Genomic DNA, 18,973 nt, shown 5'->3' on the forward strand with positions numbered 1-18,973 from the left:
TTTATCGCAATCGATCCACAGATTTTACAAGATCTTCATCCTTTTTGATGGCTTTGTTGGCCAAAACCAAGAATACGATAGAAAAAATAGGTAAGAACATCCCAACACCTTTCTCAGGAACAGCAGTCGTTCCTCCAGATGCAGTTAGTGTTCGATACACCAATAATCCTAATAAAATTAAATTCAATATGATATTCAATCTGCCCATGACAAATTGTTGTTGTCTTTTTGCGTGAGATAAAATGCTTAGTAATGAGAGTGTGGTACTCAAACCAAACAAACTCACATAAACCATATCAGCCATAAAATAAAAGGGTTTATCCGCAATAGACCACAATGGGAATAAAAACGGCAATACGCCTGTAACGAGTAAGCTGGCTATTAAATAATAAGTTTGTATTCTAAACATAATCTTGAAATAGAGCCACAAAAATAAAGTTTCTTTTTAATAAAATACTATTGCATCCTAAAATATTATTTGTATTATTGCATAGCAAATCCGCAAGTACTTCATCTTCGGATGTTTCTATACCATTTTTCCACCCACATTTTTTAGTATTTCCCAAAAAATATAATTTTATTCACCACAGTATCGATGTTTGATATTTCCGCCTTAAAAGAAATGAAGCTTACTGAGCTTCAAGAAATTGCCAAGTTGGCCAAAACCATTAAAGTGGCCGGCGCCAAAAAAGACGCATTAATTGCGCAAATTTTAGAGCACCAAAGCAAAACTGTTGCCGATGAAAGTAAGTCTGCATCCGAAGCGCCAAAAGCGAAAGAGAGCAAAACGAAACGAACGCGTATAGCGCCCAATCCGAAAGAGACGGAAACCACTACCGGTGATTTGTTTGCACAGGAAAACTTAGCAACCACCACAACAGAAGATAAACCGACATTTGAAGTCAAGAAAAATAAATTCAAAAAACCTTTTGAAAAGAAGCAGTTTAAAAATGATAATGATGGCGGTCAACCGGAAAACGGTAACTCTAATGAATCTTCAGAAACGGAAGTTCTGGGCGAGCCAACTGTAGTTCCAACCGAAAGCCAACCCAATTCTTCTCCGGAGGAAAATCGACAACACCGACACAAAAATCAGAATCCTTCTCAAAACACAGCCGATAATTCCTCGAATAAACTACAAAACAACGGAAACGGCAATACCAACAACCCTAACTTTAAAGGAAAAAAACAAAACAATTTCCGTGATGCCGATTACGAATTTGATGGTATCATTGAAAGCGAAGGCGTTTTGGAAATGATGCCCGACGGTTACGGATTCTTGCGTTCTTCCGATTACAATTATTTAGCATCACCGGATGATATTTATTTGTCAACTTCGCAAATTCGATTGTTTGGTTTGAAAACCGGAGATACTGTAAAAGGAGTGGTGCGTCCACCCAAAGAAGGTGAAAAGTTCTTCCCATTGGTGAAAGTTTTAAAAATCAACGGGCACGATCCGCAAGTAGTGCGTGACCGAGTGTCATTTGAGCATTTAACGCCGATATTCCCTAAAGAAAAATTCAATATAGCCGACAAGCAGGCCAGCGTTTCTACCCGTGTGATGGATTTGTTTTCCCCAATTGGAAAAGGCCAACGCGGTATGATAGTAGCGCAACCCAAAACGGGTAAAACCATGTTGTTAAAAGACATTGCCAACGCCATTGCGGCCAATCATCCTGAAGTATACTTAATTGTATTGCTAATCGATGAACGTCCGGAAGAGGTAACCGACATGCAACGCAGCGTTCGCGGGGAAGTGATTGCGTCTACTTTCGATAGAGAACCTATGGAACACGTAAAAATTGCCAATATTGTTTTAGAGAAATCCAAACGTTTGGTAGAGTGTGGTCACGATGTGGTGATTTTGTTGGATTCGATTACGCGTTTGGCCAGAGCCTATAATACGGTGCAACCGGCATCCGGTAAAGTATTATCGGGTGGAGTGGATGCAAATGCTTTGCAAAAACCAAAACGTTTCTTCGGTGCCGCTCGTAACGTAGAAAACGGTGGTTCACTAAGTATTATCGCTACAGCATTAACCGAAACCGGTTCTAAAATGGACGAAGTAATTTTCGAAGAATTTAAAGGAACGGGTAACATGGAGTTACAATTGGACCGAAAAATTGCCAACCGCAGAATTTTCCCGGCCATCGATTTGACTTCCTCAAGCACGCGTCGTGATGATTTATTATTAGATGAAAAAACACTGCAAAGAATGTGGATTCTCCGCAAGTTCTTAGCCGATATGAATCCGGTTGAAGCGATGGATACCATCAACGATAAAATCAAGAAAACCCGAAACAACGATGAATTCCTGATTTCGATGAACGACTAAATAGAAAATCCCAACTATACAGGTTGGGATTTTTTTTGGCATACGCTTTGGTAAGTTGTCTTAAGATTGGCTTAAGAACCTTTAAATTTTATCCTATGAAAACTACCAAAAGACTCCGATTGTTATCCTTATTAGGTTTTTTATTATTAATGGCACCGTTTTATGATTCTTGTGAGAACAGGAAAAATGGTTTTTTAAAATCCTATGATGAATATGACGCAAACGGAAAACTAATAGAGAAAACTTTTTTTCAAAACATCTACAATGTTGTGGTAGATGATTTATCCTTTAATGGATTTCAAATAGCCAGTTTTTCTATTTATGCCATTCAAGATACAACTTTCAAAGAATTTAAAGAGGAAGTTTCTAATGCATTCAAAAAGGAAGAGTGGTATAAAGATTTGGGAATATTAATCTCATTTGTATTTGATATTATCATTGTAATCTCCTTCGGTTTGATTCTTTTGACTTTTGCTGACAGGATTAGGCTTTTTAATAATTTGGCTCTGGCTAACACTATATTAATCTTATTCACCCTTTTGTACATCATTTTTTTAGAAAGTTCTTTCGAGCACTTCCGCCAAATCAAATGGGGTTATTATGCTTTCATCTTTGTCAATATGTTGCTTTTCTATTATTCAAAGCCCAATAAAATCAAGACATAACTTCGTACTTCTAACTTCTAACTTCGTACTTAAAATGTCATCTTGTCAGCAAAATTCACCCAAAACTGACAATTTAGACTCAAATTCCCCATGGCATAATAGTTGTCATTTGGCAAAGCGTACAACACAAAGTACTATTCACTCGTAGAGGAATAATCAAAAAATAAATTAAAAGGAGAAAATAAAAATGGGAAAAATTATTGGTATCGACTTAGGTACAACCAACTCTTGTGTAGCCGTTATGGAAGGTGGAGAACCAGTTGTAATTGCTAACGCAGAAGGTAAAAGAACTACACCGTCTGTAATTGCTTTTGTAGAAGGTGGCGAAATTAAAGTGGGTGATCCTGCGAAAAGACAAGCGGTGACTAACCCAACCAAAACCATAGCGTCTATCAAGCGTTTTATGGGGAACAAGTATACAGAAAGTGCTAAAGAAGCCTCAACTGTAGCTTACAAAGTAGTGAAAGGTGACAACGATACACCACGTGTAGACATCGATGGTCGTTTGTACACTCCACAAGAATTGTCAGCGATGACATTGCAAAAAATGAAAAAAACAGCCGAAGATTATTTGGGTCATGCGGTTACCGAAGCCGTTATTACGGTTCCGGCATACTTTAACGATGCGCAACGTCAGGCTACGAAAGAAGCCGGAGAAATTGCCGGTCTTAAAGTAATGCGTATCATCAACGAGCCAACAGCTGCGGCCTTAGCTTACGGATTAGACAAAGCAGGTAAAGACCAAAAAATTGCAGTTTACGATTTAGGCGGAGGAACTTTTGATATCTCTGTTTTGGAATTAGGCGACGGCGTTTTTGAAGTATTGTCGACTAATGGGGATACTCACTTGGGTGGAGATGACTTCGACCAAGTAATCATCGATTGGATGGCTAACGATTTCAATACCGAAGAAGGGGTTGATTTGCGCAAAGATCCAATGGCTTTACAACGTTTAAAAGAAGCAGCTGAAAAAGCCAAAATCGAGTTGTCTTCTTCCACACAAACAGAAATCAACTTGCCTTATGTTACGGCTACTGCTTCAGGTCCGAAACACTTAGTAAAAACGTTAACTCGTGCTAAATTCGAGCAATTGGCAGAAACTTTGGTAAAACGTTCTATGGAACCGGTAATCAAAGCGTTAAAAGACGCCGGTTTATCGACTTCAGATATCGACGAAGTAATCTTGGTTGGTGGTTCTACCAGAATCCCGGTGATCCAAGAGCAAGTAGAGAAATTCTTTGGTAAAAAACCATCAAAAGGAGTAAACCCTGATGAAGTAGTAGCAATTGGTGCTGCTATTCAAGGAGGTGTTTTAACCGGTGATGTAAAAGATGTATTGTTGCTAGACGTTACGCCTTTATCGTTAGGAATTGAAACTATGGGGAATGTAATGACTAAATTAATCGAGTCAAATACTACCATTCCAACCAAAAAATCACAAGTATTCTCAACTGCTGCCGACAATCAGCCAAGTGTTGAAATCCACGTGATCCAAGGTGAAAGAACCATGGCTGCCGATAACAAAACCATCGGTCGTTTCCACTTAGACGGCATTCCGCCTGCTCCGAGAGGTGTACCTCAAATTGAAGTGACTTTCGACATCGATGCCAACGGTATCATCAAAGTATCGGCTACGGATAAAGGAACCGGAAAATCTCACGACATTCGTATCGAAGCGTCTTCAGGATTAACTCCGGAAGAAATCGAAAGAATGAAGAAAGATGCTGAAATGAACGCGGAGTCTGACAGACAAGCCAAAGAAAAAGCAGATAAACTAAACGAAGCCGACAGCATGATTTTCCAAACCGAAAAACAATTGGGTGAATTTGGAGATAAGTTATCAGAAGGCAACAAAACCGCTATCCAATCGGCTTTAGACGAATTGAAAGTGGCTTTCGAATCCAAGGATGTGGCCACCATCCAACCGGCTTTAGACAAAATCAATGAAGCTTGGAAAAATGCTTCAGAAGAAATGTATAAAGCGCAAGGTGAAGGTCAAGCCCAAGAAGCTCAACCACAAGCTGAAGCCCAAGGGGACAACACTCAAGACGTAGAATTCGAAGAAGTGAAGTAATTTTGTAATCATTATAAGTTAAAAAAGTCGGACGTTTGTCCGGCTTTTTTTATTTATACCATTTAGGATTACTTATTATTGTTGTTTTGCATTTTCATAATGACTAAAGTATGCGGAAAGGTAATAGCTGCTAAAAATGAAAAAAATAGGGCTTTAAAAATTTCTTTGTCTTTAAACAAAACATACAAAAGTAAAATGCCGAGCAACGAAAAAAGCCAATACACAAAAGCTGCTTTAAAATAGCGCATAAAGTTTTGAAAGGAGTAATGGCCATATAAGAAGCAAATTTGCTGCTTCATCGACGGCAAACTATGCCATACAATAAAATAAATGGCGAATGCCCAAATGAGATTTGAGTTTTTGAAAATAATACCCAAGACAATCAGGTAAACCAAATTCACCACTATCTCTTTACCAAAACGTTCGCTTTTTGAATACAAAATCAAACTGTTTATTAAAAGGAGCACGCCGATGAAAAGTAAAATGTGGTTAAAATTAATCTGTACTAAAGGGAGTCTGATGATTTGCTCCATGATTGTCTTGACTTCTTCCGAATGAAAATTAAAAAGCATTGCCAACAAAAACAAACCGTATAAGGTTTGGAAAGCAATCACTGTTTTTGAAATCGTCTTTGTATTCAAAAAATGCCAATGTTGTTCCCCAAAATGGTAAGCACTAATGACTATAAAAAGGAGCAAAGCAAAAGCGGGTAAACTATAAAACAATAAAATGCCCACGGAGACAAACACCAAATAGTAAAATAATATTTTTGGGTAAGTTACGGCTACTTTTTGAGAGCGGATTTTTGAAATGATCAGCAAATCGTTAGAGCCATGCAGTATTCCAAATAAGAATATGATTACAAATCCTGTAATTTGTTGATATTCAATAGAAAAATATGTAGTAATCCACAATCCAAAAAAACTTAAAACGATGCCGAAATTGTTAGAATTTGTCATTAAACTTGAATATTAATTTGTTTAAAGATATAAAAAAATAGTTAAACAAAATTATTTTTATTGTTTAAACATTTTTAAATTTGGTTAAACAAATAATCTTAATACTTTATATTATGACAAATTTATTAACTTCTACTGCTTTAATTTCGAAAATGTTACCAACTGATTATGTAGGTTTCACCTTTTTTATCGGTTGTATGGCCATGATGGCTGCTTCAGCCTTTTTCTTTTTGTCCCTTAGCCAATTCGATAAGAAGTGGCGTGTGTCTGTTTTAGTTTCCGGGTTAATTACTTTTATTGCTGCGGTTCATTATTTCTACATGAGAGATTATTGGGCTAGTTTTGGTGAATCACCAACTTTTTTCCGTTATGTTGACTGGGTGTTAACCGTGCCGTTAATGTGTTTAGAGTTTTATTTAATTCTGAAAATTGCCGGAGCGAAACAGTCTTTGCTATGGAAAATGATTATCTATTCATTAGTGATGTTAGTAACCGGTTATTTTGGAGAAGCTGTTGATCCAACCAATGCTTGGTTATGGGGATTAGTTTCCGGTTTAGCTTATTTTGCTATCGTTTATGAAATTTGGATGGGCGAAGCTTCTAAATTAGCCAAGTCAGCCGGAGGAGAAGTGCTGGCTGCTCACAAAATTTTATGTTGGTTTGTTTTAGTGGGTTGGGCTATCTATCCTTTAGGGTACATGTTAGGTACTGAAGGTTGGTATACCGGATTACTAGGCAAAGGTAACGTGGATGTAGCTTACAACATTGCTGATGCGATTAACAAAATCGGCTTTGGTTTGGTTATCTACAACTTGGCTGTTAAATCTACGAAAGAGTAAATTAAATAAGTTTTATGTTGTGAAGTCGACTTGTACCTGTACAAGTCGGCTTTTTTTATTTAACATCCATCGAATCAATTATTTTGTATATTCGAATCACCTTAAATAAACATTGTATCCATGAAAAGAATTGTTCTATTGGTGTTACTCGCTTTGTTAAGTACCAATGCCTTCAGTCAGAAGAAGTCAACTGCTAAAAAAACAACAACTGCCGCTTCCGGATTGGCCAAAGCCGATAATTTGGTAGCCGAAGTCAAAAAAGGAAACTTTCAAGTAACGATTAACGAAAACGGCAAAGAAAAAGATGCTATGATTGTCAAAGCTGCAGAGGCTAATTTCAAGCCAACGAATTGTAAATTAACTGCATTCACTGCCGCCGGAATCAAATTGTATTTATTGACTTGGACCGAAATTACTCAGATAAAAACCCCGAAAAGGACTGATGACATTACTATAGTTTATTCTATTGTTTATGAAATAACCAATAAAAAACAGGTTTTTTCTAACACGCAAACCACTACTTATATTAAGGAAGTTGTTTCTTTAGGTGGAACAGCTGCTACCGAAACCCAGGAAAAAGTTCGTAAAGACGGTTTTGAAATGGTTTTAAATGCAGATGGGACAATCACTCAAAAGGGAAAAAAACAAGATATAAAATGGGTGTATGATGTTACCAAAATGGAATATCTGATGAAGAAGTAAGGTAAATTAATAGGATTGCAAATTCGCCAATTATTAAGTAATATAATGGGCGAATTTGTGTTTTTATAAACTATTCCGTTACCTTAATTTCAAAAGTCTTATTCCAGTTTTTACCGGTAACGAATATCGTTTGGGTTGATTTTCTATAAGCAATACCGTTTAATACTTCGGCTTCTTTATTGGTTACTTGTGCACGCAAAGCCGATAAATCCAATACGGCTTCCACAGCGCCATTGGTTGGATTGATTACCGCAATAGCATCTTTTTGCCAAATGTTACCATAGATTTTTCCGTTTATCCATTCCAATTCGTTTACACTTTTAATTTTACTGTCGTTGGTGTACACGTTGATGTAATCGGTTAGTTTTAAAGTTTCCGGATCCATAGTCCATATTTTTTCCGTCCCGTCGGAATGGAAAATCATCTTACCATCGTTGGTCATTCCCCAACCTTCAACCGGTTTATCATAAGCAAACGATTTGATTTTTTTCATCGTTTGGGCATCATAAATAAATCCTTCCTGATTTTGCCAAGTCAATTGGTAAATTTTGCCATTAATCACCGTAGTGCCTTCGCCAAAATATTTTTTATCCAAACCTACTTGCTTGAGGGTTTTTCCGGTTTTGTAATCCACCTTAGCGACATACGATAAATACGGCGTTCCGCTCGGAGAGCCGGTACTTTCGATCAGCGTGTCATTGTAAAATTCGTAGCCTTCAATAAAAGCATTCACATCATGAGGATAAGTATTCACCACAGTGTATTTCATTAATTTCGGAACAATTCCCGAAGCTACTTCTATACGAGTTTTAGTGGAAACGGTATCTTTTTCAAAATACACTAACGCCTTAATCTGATGGTAACCGAGTTTTTTTCCGTTCAAATCGAAAGAAAATTTGTCATTTCCTTTTACCGAGGCTATTCGTTCTCCATTGGAAAAGTAAACCACACTGTCAATGGTTTTGTTTTCGTTGTTCAATAGGGTAAAATCGACTTTATCCGTGGCTTGGTAAATCGACTTTAACTGACTTTCATCAATACTAAAATAGCGTTCTTTTTCTTCTTGACTATCGCCGCAACCGACTAAGTTTAGGGTTAAAAATGTGGTTATGAATAGGTTATGCAATTTCATATTTTTCAGGATAATTTTCTCTCACAAATATATTTATTATGGTCTTAAATTATTGCAAAAAAATAAAAAGATTGTATATTTGCAGCGGCAAGTCCTACACGACCAGCTCCTACAAAATCCTCCAGGATGGGAACATAGCAAAGGTATGTGGTTGTAGCGGTGCGATGTAGGTCGCTTGCCATTTTTTTATAAAAAGAATCCCGTTTGGTTTTTATAACAAATCGGGATTCTTTATTTTTACACTTATGACTTTACACTGGCAAATAGTTCGTTTTCAACTCAAAGAAACCTTTGCCATAGCGTATGGAAATTACACTTACAGAGAAGCTTTAATTGTAACGCTCCAAAGTCATGGGGAAAAAGGGTATGGCGAATGTACTTCGATAGATTATTACGGTATTAATTTAACGGATTTTGAGCAAATCCTGAAAAAGTCACAGTCTGCTATCGAAAACCAAAAAATACTCCATCCGACGGCTTTTTATGCTTTTCTGCTAACACTTACTCTTGCCAGTTTTTTGCGTTCTGCTCTGGATTGTGCGTATTGGGATTTGTTTGGCAAGTTGGAAAAAAAGAGTTTTTCGACACTAAATCAAATCAATGCCAATCAACTTCCGGAATCATCCATAACCATTAGTGTGGATTCAGTCGAAAAGCAAATCGAAAAAATAAAACAATCCGCTTGGTCTAAGTTTAAAGTCAAATGCAGCCATTTCAGCGAAAGCGATATCAACCAATTGTTGCAACTCGATAAAAATATTGCCTTAGATTCCAACGGCAGTTTTACACCAGAAGAATGTAGTTGGTTGAAAAATAACGAGTGGGTTTCAAAGTTCCTTTATTTGGAACAGCCCATGAAAATAGGACTGGCGCAATATGCCACCTTGCATTCCGACAAGTTTGCCAATTGGATGGCTGATGAAGATTGTCAGGATATCAGTGTCTTGAATGATTTGCTGCCACATTACCAAAGCATCAATATCAAGTTAGTCAAATGTGGCGGTTTAACGCCGGCTTTGGAGATGATTAAAGCAGCACGAGCCTTAAATTTCAAAATCATGATAGGCTGTATGACCGAATCCAGTGTAGGAATTTCGGCCGGAGCGGTTTTAGCGCCTTTATGCGATTACGCCGATTTAGACGGTGCCAATTTAATCGCCAACGACATTGCTCAAGGCAGCCGGATTGTCAATGGTAAAATTCAGCTAAACGAAAATCACGGTTTGGGTATCAAAATAAACTAATTATCTTTATCCGAAATAGAACATAGAAAATAGAAGTTCTGTTTTTAAGAGAAAGAATCTATTCTCTATATTCTATTCTCTTTTATCTTTTTAAATATGAGCAAAGTAGTTTTAATCACCGGTGGTTCTTCGGGTATTGGCAAAGCCATCGGCGAGTTTTTATTCCACAAAGGATTCACCGTTTACGGAACCAGCAGAAATCCGGAGAAAATTTCCAATTCACTATTTCCCTTAATTGCTTTGGATGTGCGCAATACCGATAGTATTAAACAGGCGGTCGACAAAATAATTTCAATTTCCAAGCGAATCGACGTAGTCATCAACAACGCCGGCGTTGGGATTACCGGTCCTATAGAAGAAATTCCAACAGCGGAAATCAAGAATAATTTCGAAACCAATTTTTTTGGCCCGATTGAAGTCATCAAAGTCGTTTTACCGCCAATGCGCGAACAAAACTCGGGCTTAATCATCAATATCACTTCCATTGCCGGTTATATGGGATTGCCTTATCGCGGCGTGTATTCGGCCTCAAAAGGCGCTTTGGAAATCATTACTGAAGCCATCAGTATGGAAGTCAAATCTTTTGGAATAAATGTGGTTAACGTAGCACCGGGCGATTTTGCCACCAATATTGCTTCAGGTCGATACCACGCACCGGTTATCGCCGGCTCGGCTTATGAAACACCTTATGGCAATACCTTAAAACAAATGGACGAACACGTAGACAGCGGCAGTAATCCCGATGAAATGGCGATGGCGATTTACCAAATCATCAACGATGCGAATCCGAAATTGCATTATAAAGTCGGCGCCTTTATGCAAAAGTTCTCTATCGTTTTGAAAAGGATATTGCCCGATAGGGTTTACGAAAAAATGTTGATGAATCACTATAAGCTTTAAGGTGCTAAGGCTCTAAAGCGCTAAGGTACTGAGGTCAAAAGGCACTAAGAAAAAAACCTTAGAACCTTAGTGCCTTAGTACCTCAGAACCTAAAAAAATATGTACTTTTGCATATCGAAAACAAAACACAACTTTTTACAAAACATTACACTATGAAATTTTTTATTGACACAGCCAATTTAAACGAGATTAAAGAAGCCCAAGGACTGGGTGTTTTGGATGGCGTTACTACCAATCCGTCGTTGATGGCTAAAGAAGGCATTACCGGAAAAAATAATATCTTAAAACATTACGTTGACATTTGCAACATTGTAGAAGGCGATGTAAGTGCCGAAGTTATTGCCACCGATTATGACGGTATGGTAAGAGAAGGCGAGGAGTTGGCCGAATTACACGAGCAAATCGTAGTAAAATTGCCCATGACCAAAGACGGTATCAAAGCTTGTAAATATTTTTCGGATAAAGGCATCAGAACCAATGTAACTTTGGTTTTCTCTGCCGGACAAGCTTTGTTGGCGGCTAAAGCAGGTGCGACTTACGTTTCCCCATTCTTAGGCAGATTGGATGATGTGTCTACCGATGGTTTGAATTTAATTCAGGAAATCAGAGATATCTATGACAACTACGGTTTTGAAACCCAAATTTTAGCGGCTTCTGTGCGTCACACGATGCACGTGGTGAATTGTGCTAAAATTGGTGCCGATGTCATGACCGGACCGTTGTCTTCTATCTTAGGTTTGTTGAAACACCCGTTGACCGATATTGGCTTGGCTCAGTTTTTAGCCGATTATGCTAAGGGGAATCAATAAGATTAAGTTGTCGGTTGAAGGTTGTCGGTTGTCGGAAACTATAATTATAAAAAAACGTCTCGATTTATCGAGACGTTTTTTTTTTCTGTTATCCGAAAATCTAACTACAATTCTTCTTCAAAATTCAACTCAAAGATGTTGGTAAACGCATTTTTTATCAACCCTTTATCACCTAAAATGATGGTGCGGTGGATTTTGGTGATGACCCATTTGGATTTGAGGTCTTCAAAATCGGTGCAGCGCAATTCGGTTACGCCGCCAAATTTATACTTGGCCATGATGCCTTTCCATTCTTCTTGGGTATCGTTAAGGTTGATGCCTACAAACTGATACTCAGGATGTTTTTTTCTGAAATCGATGATCTTTTTATGGGCTGCTTCAAAATGAGACACCGCATTGGACGTCCAAAAGAAGACAACGGTTTTTTGGTTGGCAAAAGTGTTGGAACTTACCTTTTGACCGTTTTTGTTTAAGAGTGTAGCTTCGGGGAGTTTGCTGCCGGCTTTTAGCAACTGAATGGCATCTCCAATTTTGATGATTTCGTTTTTCTGACTCTTATCGGTAGAAATTTTGTGGTAAGTAGCAAAAAAGCTTTGGTTGTTTACCATGTTTTGGTCTTCCAACAAATAAGAAAAAGCGATATTGTTGAGTATGGTGTTTTTTACCTTTTCGTTTTTAATTAAGGTATCGGCTATAGTCATTTTGTTGATGTTGGTCTTCAAAGCCAAATCTACTTCGGTAAAATGATTGTGGTAATTAATGGCGCCCATATTGTTGAGCATGTGCGAAAGGTACACTACAAAAGGAGAAAAATCAGAAAGTGCCGCATTGTTGTAATCTATGTTTTTTCTAAAGTCGTAATAATCTTGTGGTATCTTTTCGTACACGTCTTTTCCGGTTCTCATTTTGTGTACCATCGGATACAGTTCTCTTCTGGAGTAATAAGGAAAATCTAAAGAAGCTTTGGCGTATACGTCAAAATCCTCACTCCATTTGATTTCCTCTTTTTTGCTGTTGTAAAATTGAGTAGACTTTTGGTAAGTAGAATCAATGGTTTGGGTAAACTGCTCAATATCTTTATCAAAAGCACTAAAAACCAAATTTTTGTCTTTCTCATTTTTCAAATACTGTTCCATGAGAAAGTTGTTTTTTTGATCGCCGCGTCCGCAAAAAATCACCGAGTTGTCAAAGTCACGCGTGTTGACACGCACCATCAAACTGTCGTTTTTATCAAAGTAAACATATTGGTATTCCGGTTCGTGTTTGAAAGTATACAAACCTGGCGCTAACGAATCAAACTGAACAAAAAAGCGGTTGTTTTTGTCTAACTTAATCGAATCAATAACTTGATTGTCTTTGCAGAAAAGGACATAAGGATTATTCGGATTTACGATTTCTCCGCCAAAGTAAGCCACGTAGTCATTCCTTTTGAATTCGTTTTTACACGAGCTCATCAGCACTAGCAAAGGAACAAGAAAGGCAATAACTTTTATATTTCTGTAGGTATGCATTGAAAAGAAACTAATAAACAAAAATATTCAGTTGGTTTGGATAATATTGTTAATCAATAGTTAAATAAACGCGTTAAAAAACTGCCAACTCTACACTGCCAACTGAACACTATTCACTACTTTTGCACCGAATTTAATAAAACACATTTCATGTTAACAGTTTCTAATTTATCGGTACAATTTGGGAAACGAATTTTATTCGACGAAGTCAATACCACGTTCACCCAAGGCAATTGCTACGGTGTGATTGGTGCTAATGGTGCCGGAAAATCTACTTTTCTTAAAATTTTAGCCGGCGACATCGACCCAACTTCCGGAAGAGTGTTCTTGGAACCGGGCAAACGCATGTCGGTATTGAACCAAAACCACAACATGTTCGATGAGCATACCGTGTTGGAAACCGTGATGATGGGCAATAAAGTGTTGTATGCGGTTAAATCGGAAATGGATGCTTTGTATGCCGATTACGATGATAAAAATGCCGACAGAATAGGCGAGTTGCAAGTGCAGTTTGAAGAAATGAACGGTTGGAACGCCGAGTCTGATGCCGGAGCCATGTTGTCGAACTTAGGGATTGGTGCCGACCAGCATTACACTTTGATGAGTGAGATGGAAGGAAAGATGAAAGTTCGTGTCTTGTTAGCCCAAGCGCTTTTCGGGAACCCGGATGTGTTGGTAATGGATGAGCCTACGAACGACTTGGATTTCGAAACCATTTCGTGGTTGGAGAACTTCTTGGCCAATTATGAAAACACGGTAATTGTAGTATCGCACGACCGTCACTTTTTGGATTCGGTGTGTACGCACATTTCGGATATCGATTTTTCTAAGATCAATCATTACTCCGGAAACTATACTTTTTGGTATGAGTCGAGCCAGTTAGCGGCGCGTCAAAAAGCACAACAAAACAAAAAGGCAGAGGAGAAGAAAGCCGAGTTGGAAGAGTTCATCCGTCGTTTTAGTGCAAATGTGGCGAAGTCTAAGCAAGCGACTTCCCGTAAAAAAATGATTGAAAAACTAAACTTAGACGAAATCAGACCGTCAAGTAGAAGATATCCAGCGATTATATTTGACGTAGAAAGAGAAGCCGGCGACCAAATCCTACACGTGCAAAACCTAGCCGCTTCAATAGACGGCGAAGTCTTGTTTAAGAACGTCGATTTGAACATGGCCAAAGGCGATAAAGTAGTGGTGTTCTCGAAAGATTCGCGTGCTACGACCGCTTTCTACGAAATTTTAAACGGCAACCAAAAAGCCGATGCCGGGACTTACGAATGGGGAATTACCACCACGCAATCGTATTTACCGAATGATAACAGCGCGTTCTTTACCGACGGCAGTTTAAACTTGGTAGATTGGTTACGCCAATTCGTGAAAACCGAAGAAGAGCGCGACGAAGTATACGTTCGTGGTTTCTTAGGGAAAATGATTTTCTCAGGCGAAGAAGCTTTAAAGAAATGTACGGTATTATCCGGAGGCGAAAAAGTACGTTGTATGCTATCGCGCATGATGATGATTCGTGCCAATGTGTTAATGCTAGACGAACCAACCAACCACTTAGATTTGGAATCGATCACGGCGTTTAACAACTCCTTGAAAAACTTTAAAGGCTCTGTATTGTTCACCACGCACGATCACGAGTTTGCTCAAACGGTGGCGAACCGAGTTTTAGAAATTACACCAAATGGTGTTATTGATCGATATATGACTTTTGATGAGTATTTGGAAGATGAGAAGGTGCAGGAGTTGAGGAAGAAGATGTATAATTAATAGAAAAACCGCCTTTGGGCGGTTTTTTTGATTGTGTTGTTACAGATGGCATTAGAAATTTGACTTCTCATTGTTTAAATTATCCTTTCGTTATAATTAATTCTTTAATTACAGACGCAGCATTTAAGATATCTAAATTTTGTACCTTTTTTTTAGGTTTTTTTTCAATACCTCCAAAATAAACTTTTTCTTCTGCTTCATAAAAATAAATTCTGAGTGCAAGAGGATTAAACACTCTCATTTCAAATACTTTTATATCGGCTTCTTTATTAGGAGTAACATCCTTTATAATTTTATCGTCTGGATAAAATCTTGTTTTTTCTTTTCTATTTATTGATTGTACAGTATGATCTAATACTTTTTTTTGAGTTGATGAAGGTAAATTTTCAAATTCTCTTTGAAATCTCTCATTATAAATACAATTGCCTATAATTGCTATCAGTTTTTGAAAACCTTCTTTGCTTTGAATTAAATCAGCATTAATCAAATCTAAAATAAATTCAGTATTTGAATCATCACCATATTGATTTAACACATTATACTTTTCATTTTGATTATTGCTAATCGTTAATTTGTTCTTCTTTAAATCATTATGAACTGGCAGACTAAACAAAATCCCTTCATTTTCCTCCACAATTTTTGCGTTTATACCATCGTAGGAAATTTTATTTATATCAATCGAAAATTCGCCTTTAATTAAATTATCTTCATCAGTTATTGTGAAATAATATTCAAGGGGATATTTATTGAAGTTGATTAAAGCAATCTTCTTTAACTCACGATTTAATTGTTCGATACAGTTTGCAAGTGAAAAATCTATATTATTTAAAATTAATTTAGTAGGATATCTGTCTGTAATTATGCCATCAATATTCGAAGGGAATTTATTCTTTATTTGATCATAATGAGTTAATGTTGTGGATAAGTGATTCACTAGCATATCATTAGTTCCATCATTTGGAATGCAGTCGTTAAAACAAAATTGAAACATAGAATATTGATTATAAAAGTTTAGAGGCGTTTAATTCAAATTGGTCAAATAATCCTTTTGGCCAACTATCTAATCTGCCATCATCAAAAAGTGTTGGTGAATAAACTTCAGTATTTTCATTTTCATTTAGTTCAAACCAATGTATTTGTACTTCTTGGGCGAAGCCTTCATTTTCTTTTGCGGATATTCTGATACCATCAAATAAATGATCACTATGAGTTTCAATTATTATTTGTGTTCCAACCATTGCACAAAGTGAAATAAGTTTAGCAATTTCTGTTTGTCCTTTTGGATGAAGATGAGCTTCAGGATTTTCAATTATTACCAAACTATTAGGGATTAGTGTTCCGATAAGTAAAGAAGTAATTACAGATAGTGAGTAACTTAAACCAAATCCAACATTTGTTGATCTATGTTCATTGAACATTGAATAAGAAGTATCACTATTTTTTTCAATTTCATAACGGAATTTCACATTTGGAGAAATTACACTTAGCCATCCTCGAATATTATACTCTAAAGTTTCCCCTTCCGAATTCGGATGAATTAGCTTAGTATTCAATGTTTTATCTTCAAAAGATTTTATAAATTGGAAAATGTTTTCACCATTTGCTCCAATTCTATTTCGTTTCAGACTATCATTATAAATTGGTACAGATGTTTTTGGGCCAAAGCGATTGGCTGAAATATAAATAATTTCTGGAAAATTAAATTCTTCTTTAGAATGGTTAAAATATGATTGTTCTTGTGATGTACCAATGATAAGTTCAGTTGAGAATACCTTATCCTTATTATTACTAACAGTTAACCTGATATTATCACTATAATATTGATTTCGTATTTCTTCTACTGACCCATGACCATCTAACAAAATACTATTTTCTCCCTTACTAGCTTTTTCTAATATCAATAGTGCTTGTATAATTGAACTTTTGCCACTACTGTTCAACCCTGTTAAAACAGTTAATCGATTTAAGATTAATTTCCTACTTAAAAAAGATTTAAAACCTTGTAAGTTTATTTCATTAATCATATTATGAACTTATTTAGTAAATTATTAAGCTTTTCGTACCTTTCTTTGACAGAAGAGGTTTTTAAACTATCTCTTGAAATAGCATAATTAAAATTGCCATCTTCAAGCAATGATGTATATTCTTCCAGAAATTGATCTCTGTTTTTTTGTAAATTTTTAAATTCCTCTTCATCAATTTTGGCTAATAAGCTACTCCAGACTTCAAATAAAGCTTTATTAATTGGAGTTCTTCTTTTTCCAGGGTAACTTTTTCTGAAAGTATGTTCCTCAAAAATTATTTGAGCTCTATTCATAGCTTTTAAAAAGAGTTTTTCTAATTCGAGTATATTATTTACTAAAACATGCTCTTTTAGAATTCCATCTCTAAAAACTTTAGCGGTTTCTTTTTCATTGTTCTTAGTAATGACATTAATAATTCTCATTGTATCACTTAAAAAAGAATCCATATCATTATTTTTAGGGTAATTTGTATAATCTCTAACAGTAAAAGATAAGAATCTAAGAATTAGTTCTCTATCCATCATTCTATTTGATTTTACAGAATTCCCTATGGCTTCAATAAACTCTTTCATTTGAGATAAGCGTAGTAAAAGCCTTGTTGAGTCACCTATGTAAAGAGCATGCCTAATTTCTTGAGGAGTTAAAGGTTCCCCACCAGTATTAATTCTTTTAAAAATATTTCGTTTTACTTCTTCGGGCGTTCCCGGATTTATAATTGTAAAAGTAAATCCTGTTTCTAATATTCTGTTTTTTATATTAATTGGTAAACCATTGAATGAACAATGATTGTATTGTTGTCCCCAAAACTCAAGTTCATCTAGAACAAATCCTTCTCCTTTAAAATCTGGATTTTTTGATAGTAGATATTTATCGCCTAAAACAAAACTTCTAATAGTACTTAATCTTTGTAAACCATCTACAACATAAAAATTCCCTTTTTCATCTGCTGATACATAAAACATTGGTAAAGGTATTTTCAACATTAAGGATTCTATCAGCCTACATTTTTTTTCCATAGTCCAAACTTCATTTCTTTGAAAATCTGGGTTAAGAATTATAGTTCCTTGTTCTAATCTCCGTAAACAAGTATCCATTGTAATTGGTTTTGTATCAATAGAAATTTTTTCAGGATCAAAAGGTTGAAACTCTTCATTTTCTTCTTCAACTCCTTGCGCTGAAATATCTATATCTTCAGTATTATCAATCATGATGATTTGTATATAAATTTAAATTAATTAATGTAAAACGTTTACTAAAATACTAAATATTGTTCTAACAAATGGAAATAGATTTAATATGATTTTTGAATACAAAACAAATTACTTATTGACCATGATTTTCAAAAGGATTGGATTTAACTTGTAAATAGACATTAATTCTCCATCTCCCCAAATATAAATAATCCCCACCATTCCCTTTCATTTCTAATAAAATTAATCCGCTCACCGATTTTTTTGGTTTTTGGTCGGAAGGAAGAAGCAATTATGAATTAGGAATTAGGAATTAGGAAGTGAGAAGTACAAAGTACGAGGTACGAAGGGAAAGGGGAAGTTGTCGGTTATCCGAACATCCGTTATCCATTTAACCACGAAGTGCACAAAGATGGCACAAAGCACACAAAGCTTCTAAGTTATCAACCAAACCAACTGCAACTGAGACTCCCAACTTCCAAAAACAATTATTACCATTAAGAAGTTAAGTCTTTGATTAAGTTTCATTAAGCCTTAATGAATCCCTTAATTTTCTTAACTTCTTAATGTTTAAATTTTTTTGAGCCAACTGCAACTACAAACTCAATTTAACCACGAAGGTTGGGAAGTTGTCGGTTGTCGGTAATCTGAATATCTGAACATCCGTTATCCATTTAACCACGAAGGCCACAAAGAAGGCACAAAGCACACAAAGCTTCTAAGTTATCAACCAAACCAACTGCAACTGAGACTCCCAACTTCCAAAAACAATTATTACCATTAAGAAGTTAAGTCTTTGATTAAGTTTCATTAAGCCTT

Annotated in this window: 16 protein-coding genes and 1 other RNA gene; 10 read left to right on the plus strand and 7 right to left on the minus strand. The window is 36.3% G+C overall.

Going from position 1 to position 18,973, the window contains the following annotated elements:
• Position 1: 1 nt before the first annotated feature.
• Positions 2–412 (minus strand): DUF4293 family protein, encoded by a 411-nt coding sequence (locus ACIQ32_RS06945; RefSeq protein WP_396194978.1) that lies wholly within the window; start codon positions 410–412, stop codon positions 2–4.
• Positions 413–595: 183 nt separating this feature from the next.
• Between ACIQ32_RS06945 and rho the strand changes: the two genes are divergently transcribed.
• The 3 genes from rho to dnaK all read left to right on the plus strand — a co-directional run bounded on the left by rho (position 596) and on the right by dnaK (position 5,074).
• Positions 596–2,335: a transcription termination factor Rho gene (rho, locus tag ACIQ32_RS06950; protein ID WP_396194963.1), complete on the plus strand. Its 1,740-nt coding sequence runs from the start codon at positions 596–598 to the stop codon at positions 2,333–2,335.
• 95 nt (positions 2,336–2,430) lie between these two features.
• A complete protein-coding gene (locus ACIQ32_RS06955; protein WP_396194964.1) occupies positions 2,431–3,000 on the plus strand; it encodes a hypothetical protein in 570 nt (189 codons plus the stop codon).
• Between the two features lie 187 nt (positions 3,001–3,187).
• Complete coding sequence (dnaK, locus tag ACIQ32_RS06960; protein ID WP_396194965.1) at positions 3,188–5,074, plus strand: molecular chaperone DnaK; 1,887 nt, start codon at positions 3,188–3,190, stop codon at positions 5,072–5,074.
• Positions 5,075–5,142: 68 nt separating this feature from the next.
• Here dnaK and ACIQ32_RS06965 read toward each other — a convergent pair whose 3' ends face one another.
• Entirely contained in the window at positions 5,143–6,033 is an 891-nt protein-coding gene (locus tag ACIQ32_RS06965) for a Brp/Blh family beta-carotene 15,15'-dioxygenase (RefSeq protein WP_396194966.1), read from the minus strand.
• Between the two features lie 113 nt (positions 6,034–6,146).
• On the opposite strand from ACIQ32_RS06965, the gene ACIQ32_RS06970 reads away from it, so the two are divergent.
• Positions 6,147–6,872 (plus strand): bacteriorhodopsin-like, encoded by a 726-nt coding sequence (locus ACIQ32_RS06970; protein ID WP_396194967.1) that lies wholly within the window; start codon positions 6,147–6,149, stop codon positions 6,870–6,872.
• A 120-nt stretch (positions 6,873–6,992) separates the two neighbouring features.
• The gene (locus ACIQ32_RS06975) at positions 6,993–7,574 is read left to right on the plus strand and encodes a hypothetical protein (RefSeq protein WP_396194968.1); all 582 of its coding nucleotides are present in this window, start codon (positions 6,993–6,995) and stop codon (positions 7,572–7,574) included.
• 70 nt (positions 7,575–7,644) lie between these two features.
• Here ACIQ32_RS06975 and ACIQ32_RS06980 read toward each other — a convergent pair whose 3' ends face one another.
• On the minus strand, positions 7,645–8,706 hold the full coding sequence (locus ACIQ32_RS06980; RefSeq protein ID WP_396194969.1) for a glutaminyl-peptide cyclotransferase: 1,062 nt from the start codon (positions 8,704–8,706) through the stop codon (positions 7,645–7,647).
• Positions 8,707–8,791: 85 nt separating this feature from the next.
• Here ACIQ32_RS06980 and ffs point away from each other — a divergent pair.
• From ffs to fsa, 4 genes are all read left to right on the plus strand, one after another.
• An RNA gene (gene ffs, locus ACIQ32_RS06985) (signal recognition particle sRNA small type) lies at positions 8,792–8,890 on the plus strand.
• A 61-nt stretch (positions 8,891–8,951) separates the two neighbouring features.
• Positions 8,952–9,950 carry an enolase C-terminal domain-like protein gene (locus ACIQ32_RS06990; protein WP_396194970.1) on the plus strand — a complete coding sequence of 333 codons (999 nt, stop codon included), beginning with the start codon at positions 8,952–8,954 and terminating at the stop codon, positions 9,948–9,950.
• 96 nt (positions 9,951–10,046) lie between these two features.
• A complete protein-coding gene (locus ACIQ32_RS06995; RefSeq protein WP_396194971.1) occupies positions 10,047–10,850 on the plus strand; it encodes an SDR family oxidoreductase in 804 nt (267 codons plus the stop codon).
• Between the two features lie 152 nt (positions 10,851–11,002).
• The gene (gene fsa / locus ACIQ32_RS07000; RefSeq protein ID WP_396194972.1) at positions 11,003–11,659 is read left to right on the plus strand and encodes a fructose-6-phosphate aldolase; all 657 of its coding nucleotides are present in this window, start codon (positions 11,003–11,005) and stop codon (positions 11,657–11,659) included.
• A 104-nt stretch (positions 11,660–11,763) separates the two neighbouring features.
• Here the strand turns inward: fsa and ACIQ32_RS07005 are convergent, their stop codons facing one another.
• Positions 11,764–13,170: a TlpA family protein disulfide reductase gene (locus tag ACIQ32_RS07005; protein ID WP_396194973.1), complete on the minus strand. Its 1,407-nt coding sequence runs from the start codon at positions 13,168–13,170 to the stop codon at positions 11,764–11,766.
• Positions 13,171–13,320: 150 nt separating this feature from the next.
• Here ACIQ32_RS07005 and ACIQ32_RS07010 point away from each other — a divergent pair, with 150 nt between their 5' ends.
• On the plus strand, positions 13,321–14,940 hold the full coding sequence (locus ACIQ32_RS07010) for an ABC-F family ATP-binding cassette domain-containing protein (RefSeq protein WP_396194974.1): 1,620 nt from the start codon (positions 13,321–13,323) through the stop codon (positions 14,938–14,940).
• A gap of 79 nt (positions 14,941–15,019) precedes the next feature.
• On the opposite strand, the gene ACIQ32_RS07015 is transcribed toward ACIQ32_RS07010, so the two are convergent.
• The 3 genes from ACIQ32_RS07015 to ACIQ32_RS07025 are packed head-to-tail and all read right to left on the minus strand — an operon-like array spanning position 15,020 to position 18,172.
• The gene (locus ACIQ32_RS07015) at positions 15,020–15,931 is read right to left on the minus strand and encodes a hypothetical protein (RefSeq protein WP_396194975.1); all 912 of its coding nucleotides are present in this window, start codon (positions 15,929–15,931) and stop codon (positions 15,020–15,022) included.
• Positions 15,932–15,941: 10 nt separating this feature from the next.
• Positions 15,942–16,964, minus strand: coding sequence for a DUF3696 domain-containing protein (locus tag ACIQ32_RS07020; protein WP_396194976.1), 1,023 nt, complete (start codon positions 16,962–16,964; stop codon positions 15,942–15,944).
• Entirely contained in the window at positions 16,961–18,172 is a 1,212-nt protein-coding gene (locus tag ACIQ32_RS07025; RefSeq protein ID WP_396194977.1) for a DUF262 domain-containing protein, read from the minus strand. Before ACIQ32_RS07025 ends, ACIQ32_RS07020 begins: the two co-directional genes overlap by 4 nt.
• Between the last annotated feature and the right edge of the window lie 801 nt (positions 18,173–18,973).

The sequence above is a fragment of the Flavobacterium sp. genome (assembly GCF_044373165.1).
In the GTDB taxonomy this organism is placed as follows: Bacteria; Bacteroidota; Bacteroidia; order Flavobacteriales; family Flavobacteriaceae; genus Flavobacterium.

What these genes read in the sequence shown, in the direction of transcription:
- fsa (WP_396194972.1), top strand. Translation starts at nt 11,003, where the DNA reads ATGAAATTTTTTATTGACACAGCCAATTTAAACGAGATTAAAGAAGCC.
- ACIQ32_RS06995 (WP_396194971.1), top strand. Translation starts at nt 10,047, where the DNA reads ATGAGCAAAGTAGTTTTAATCACCGGTGGTTCTTCGGGTATTGGCAAA.
- rho (WP_396194963.1), top strand. Translation starts at nt 596, where the DNA reads ATGTTTGATATTTCCGCCTTAAAAGAAATGAAGCTTACTGAGCTTCAA.
- ACIQ32_RS06970 (WP_396194967.1), top strand. Translation starts at nt 6,147, where the DNA reads ATGACAAATTTATTAACTTCTACTGCTTTAATTTCGAAAATGTTACCA.
- ACIQ32_RS07005 (WP_396194973.1), bottom strand. Translation starts at nt 13,170, where the DNA reads ATGCATACCTACAGAAATATAAAAGTTATTGCCTTTCTTGTTCCTTTG.
- ACIQ32_RS06955 (WP_396194964.1), top strand. Translation starts at nt 2,431, where the DNA reads ATGAAAACTACCAAAAGACTCCGATTGTTATCCTTATTAGGTTTTTTA.
- ACIQ32_RS07015 (WP_396194975.1), bottom strand. Translation starts at nt 15,931, where the DNA reads ATGTTTCAATTTTGTTTTAACGACTGCATTCCAAATGATGGAACTAAT.
- ACIQ32_RS07025 (WP_396194977.1), bottom strand. Translation starts at nt 18,172, where the DNA reads ATGATTGATAATACTGAAGATATAGATATTTCAGCGCAAGGAGTTGAA.
- ACIQ32_RS06980 (WP_396194969.1), bottom strand. Translation starts at nt 8,706, where the DNA reads ATGAAATTGCATAACCTATTCATAACCACATTTTTAACCCTAAACTTA.
- ACIQ32_RS07010 (WP_396194974.1), top strand. Translation starts at nt 13,321, where the DNA reads ATGTTAACAGTTTCTAATTTATCGGTACAATTTGGGAAACGAATTTTA.
- ACIQ32_RS07020 (WP_396194976.1), bottom strand. Translation starts at nt 16,964, where the DNA reads ATGATTAATGAAATAAACTTACAAGGTTTTAAATCTTTTTTAAGTAGG.
- ACIQ32_RS06975 (WP_396194968.1), top strand. Translation starts at nt 6,993, where the DNA reads ATGAAAAGAATTGTTCTATTGGTGTTACTCGCTTTGTTAAGTACCAAT.
- ACIQ32_RS06990 (WP_396194970.1), top strand. Translation starts at nt 8,952, where the DNA reads ATGACTTTACACTGGCAAATAGTTCGTTTTCAACTCAAAGAAACCTTT.
- dnaK (WP_396194965.1), top strand. Translation starts at nt 3,188, where the DNA reads ATGGGAAAAATTATTGGTATCGACTTAGGTACAACCAACTCTTGTGTA.
- ACIQ32_RS06965 (WP_396194966.1), bottom strand. Translation starts at nt 6,033, where the DNA reads ATGACAAATTCTAACAATTTCGGCATCGTTTTAAGTTTTTTTGGATTG.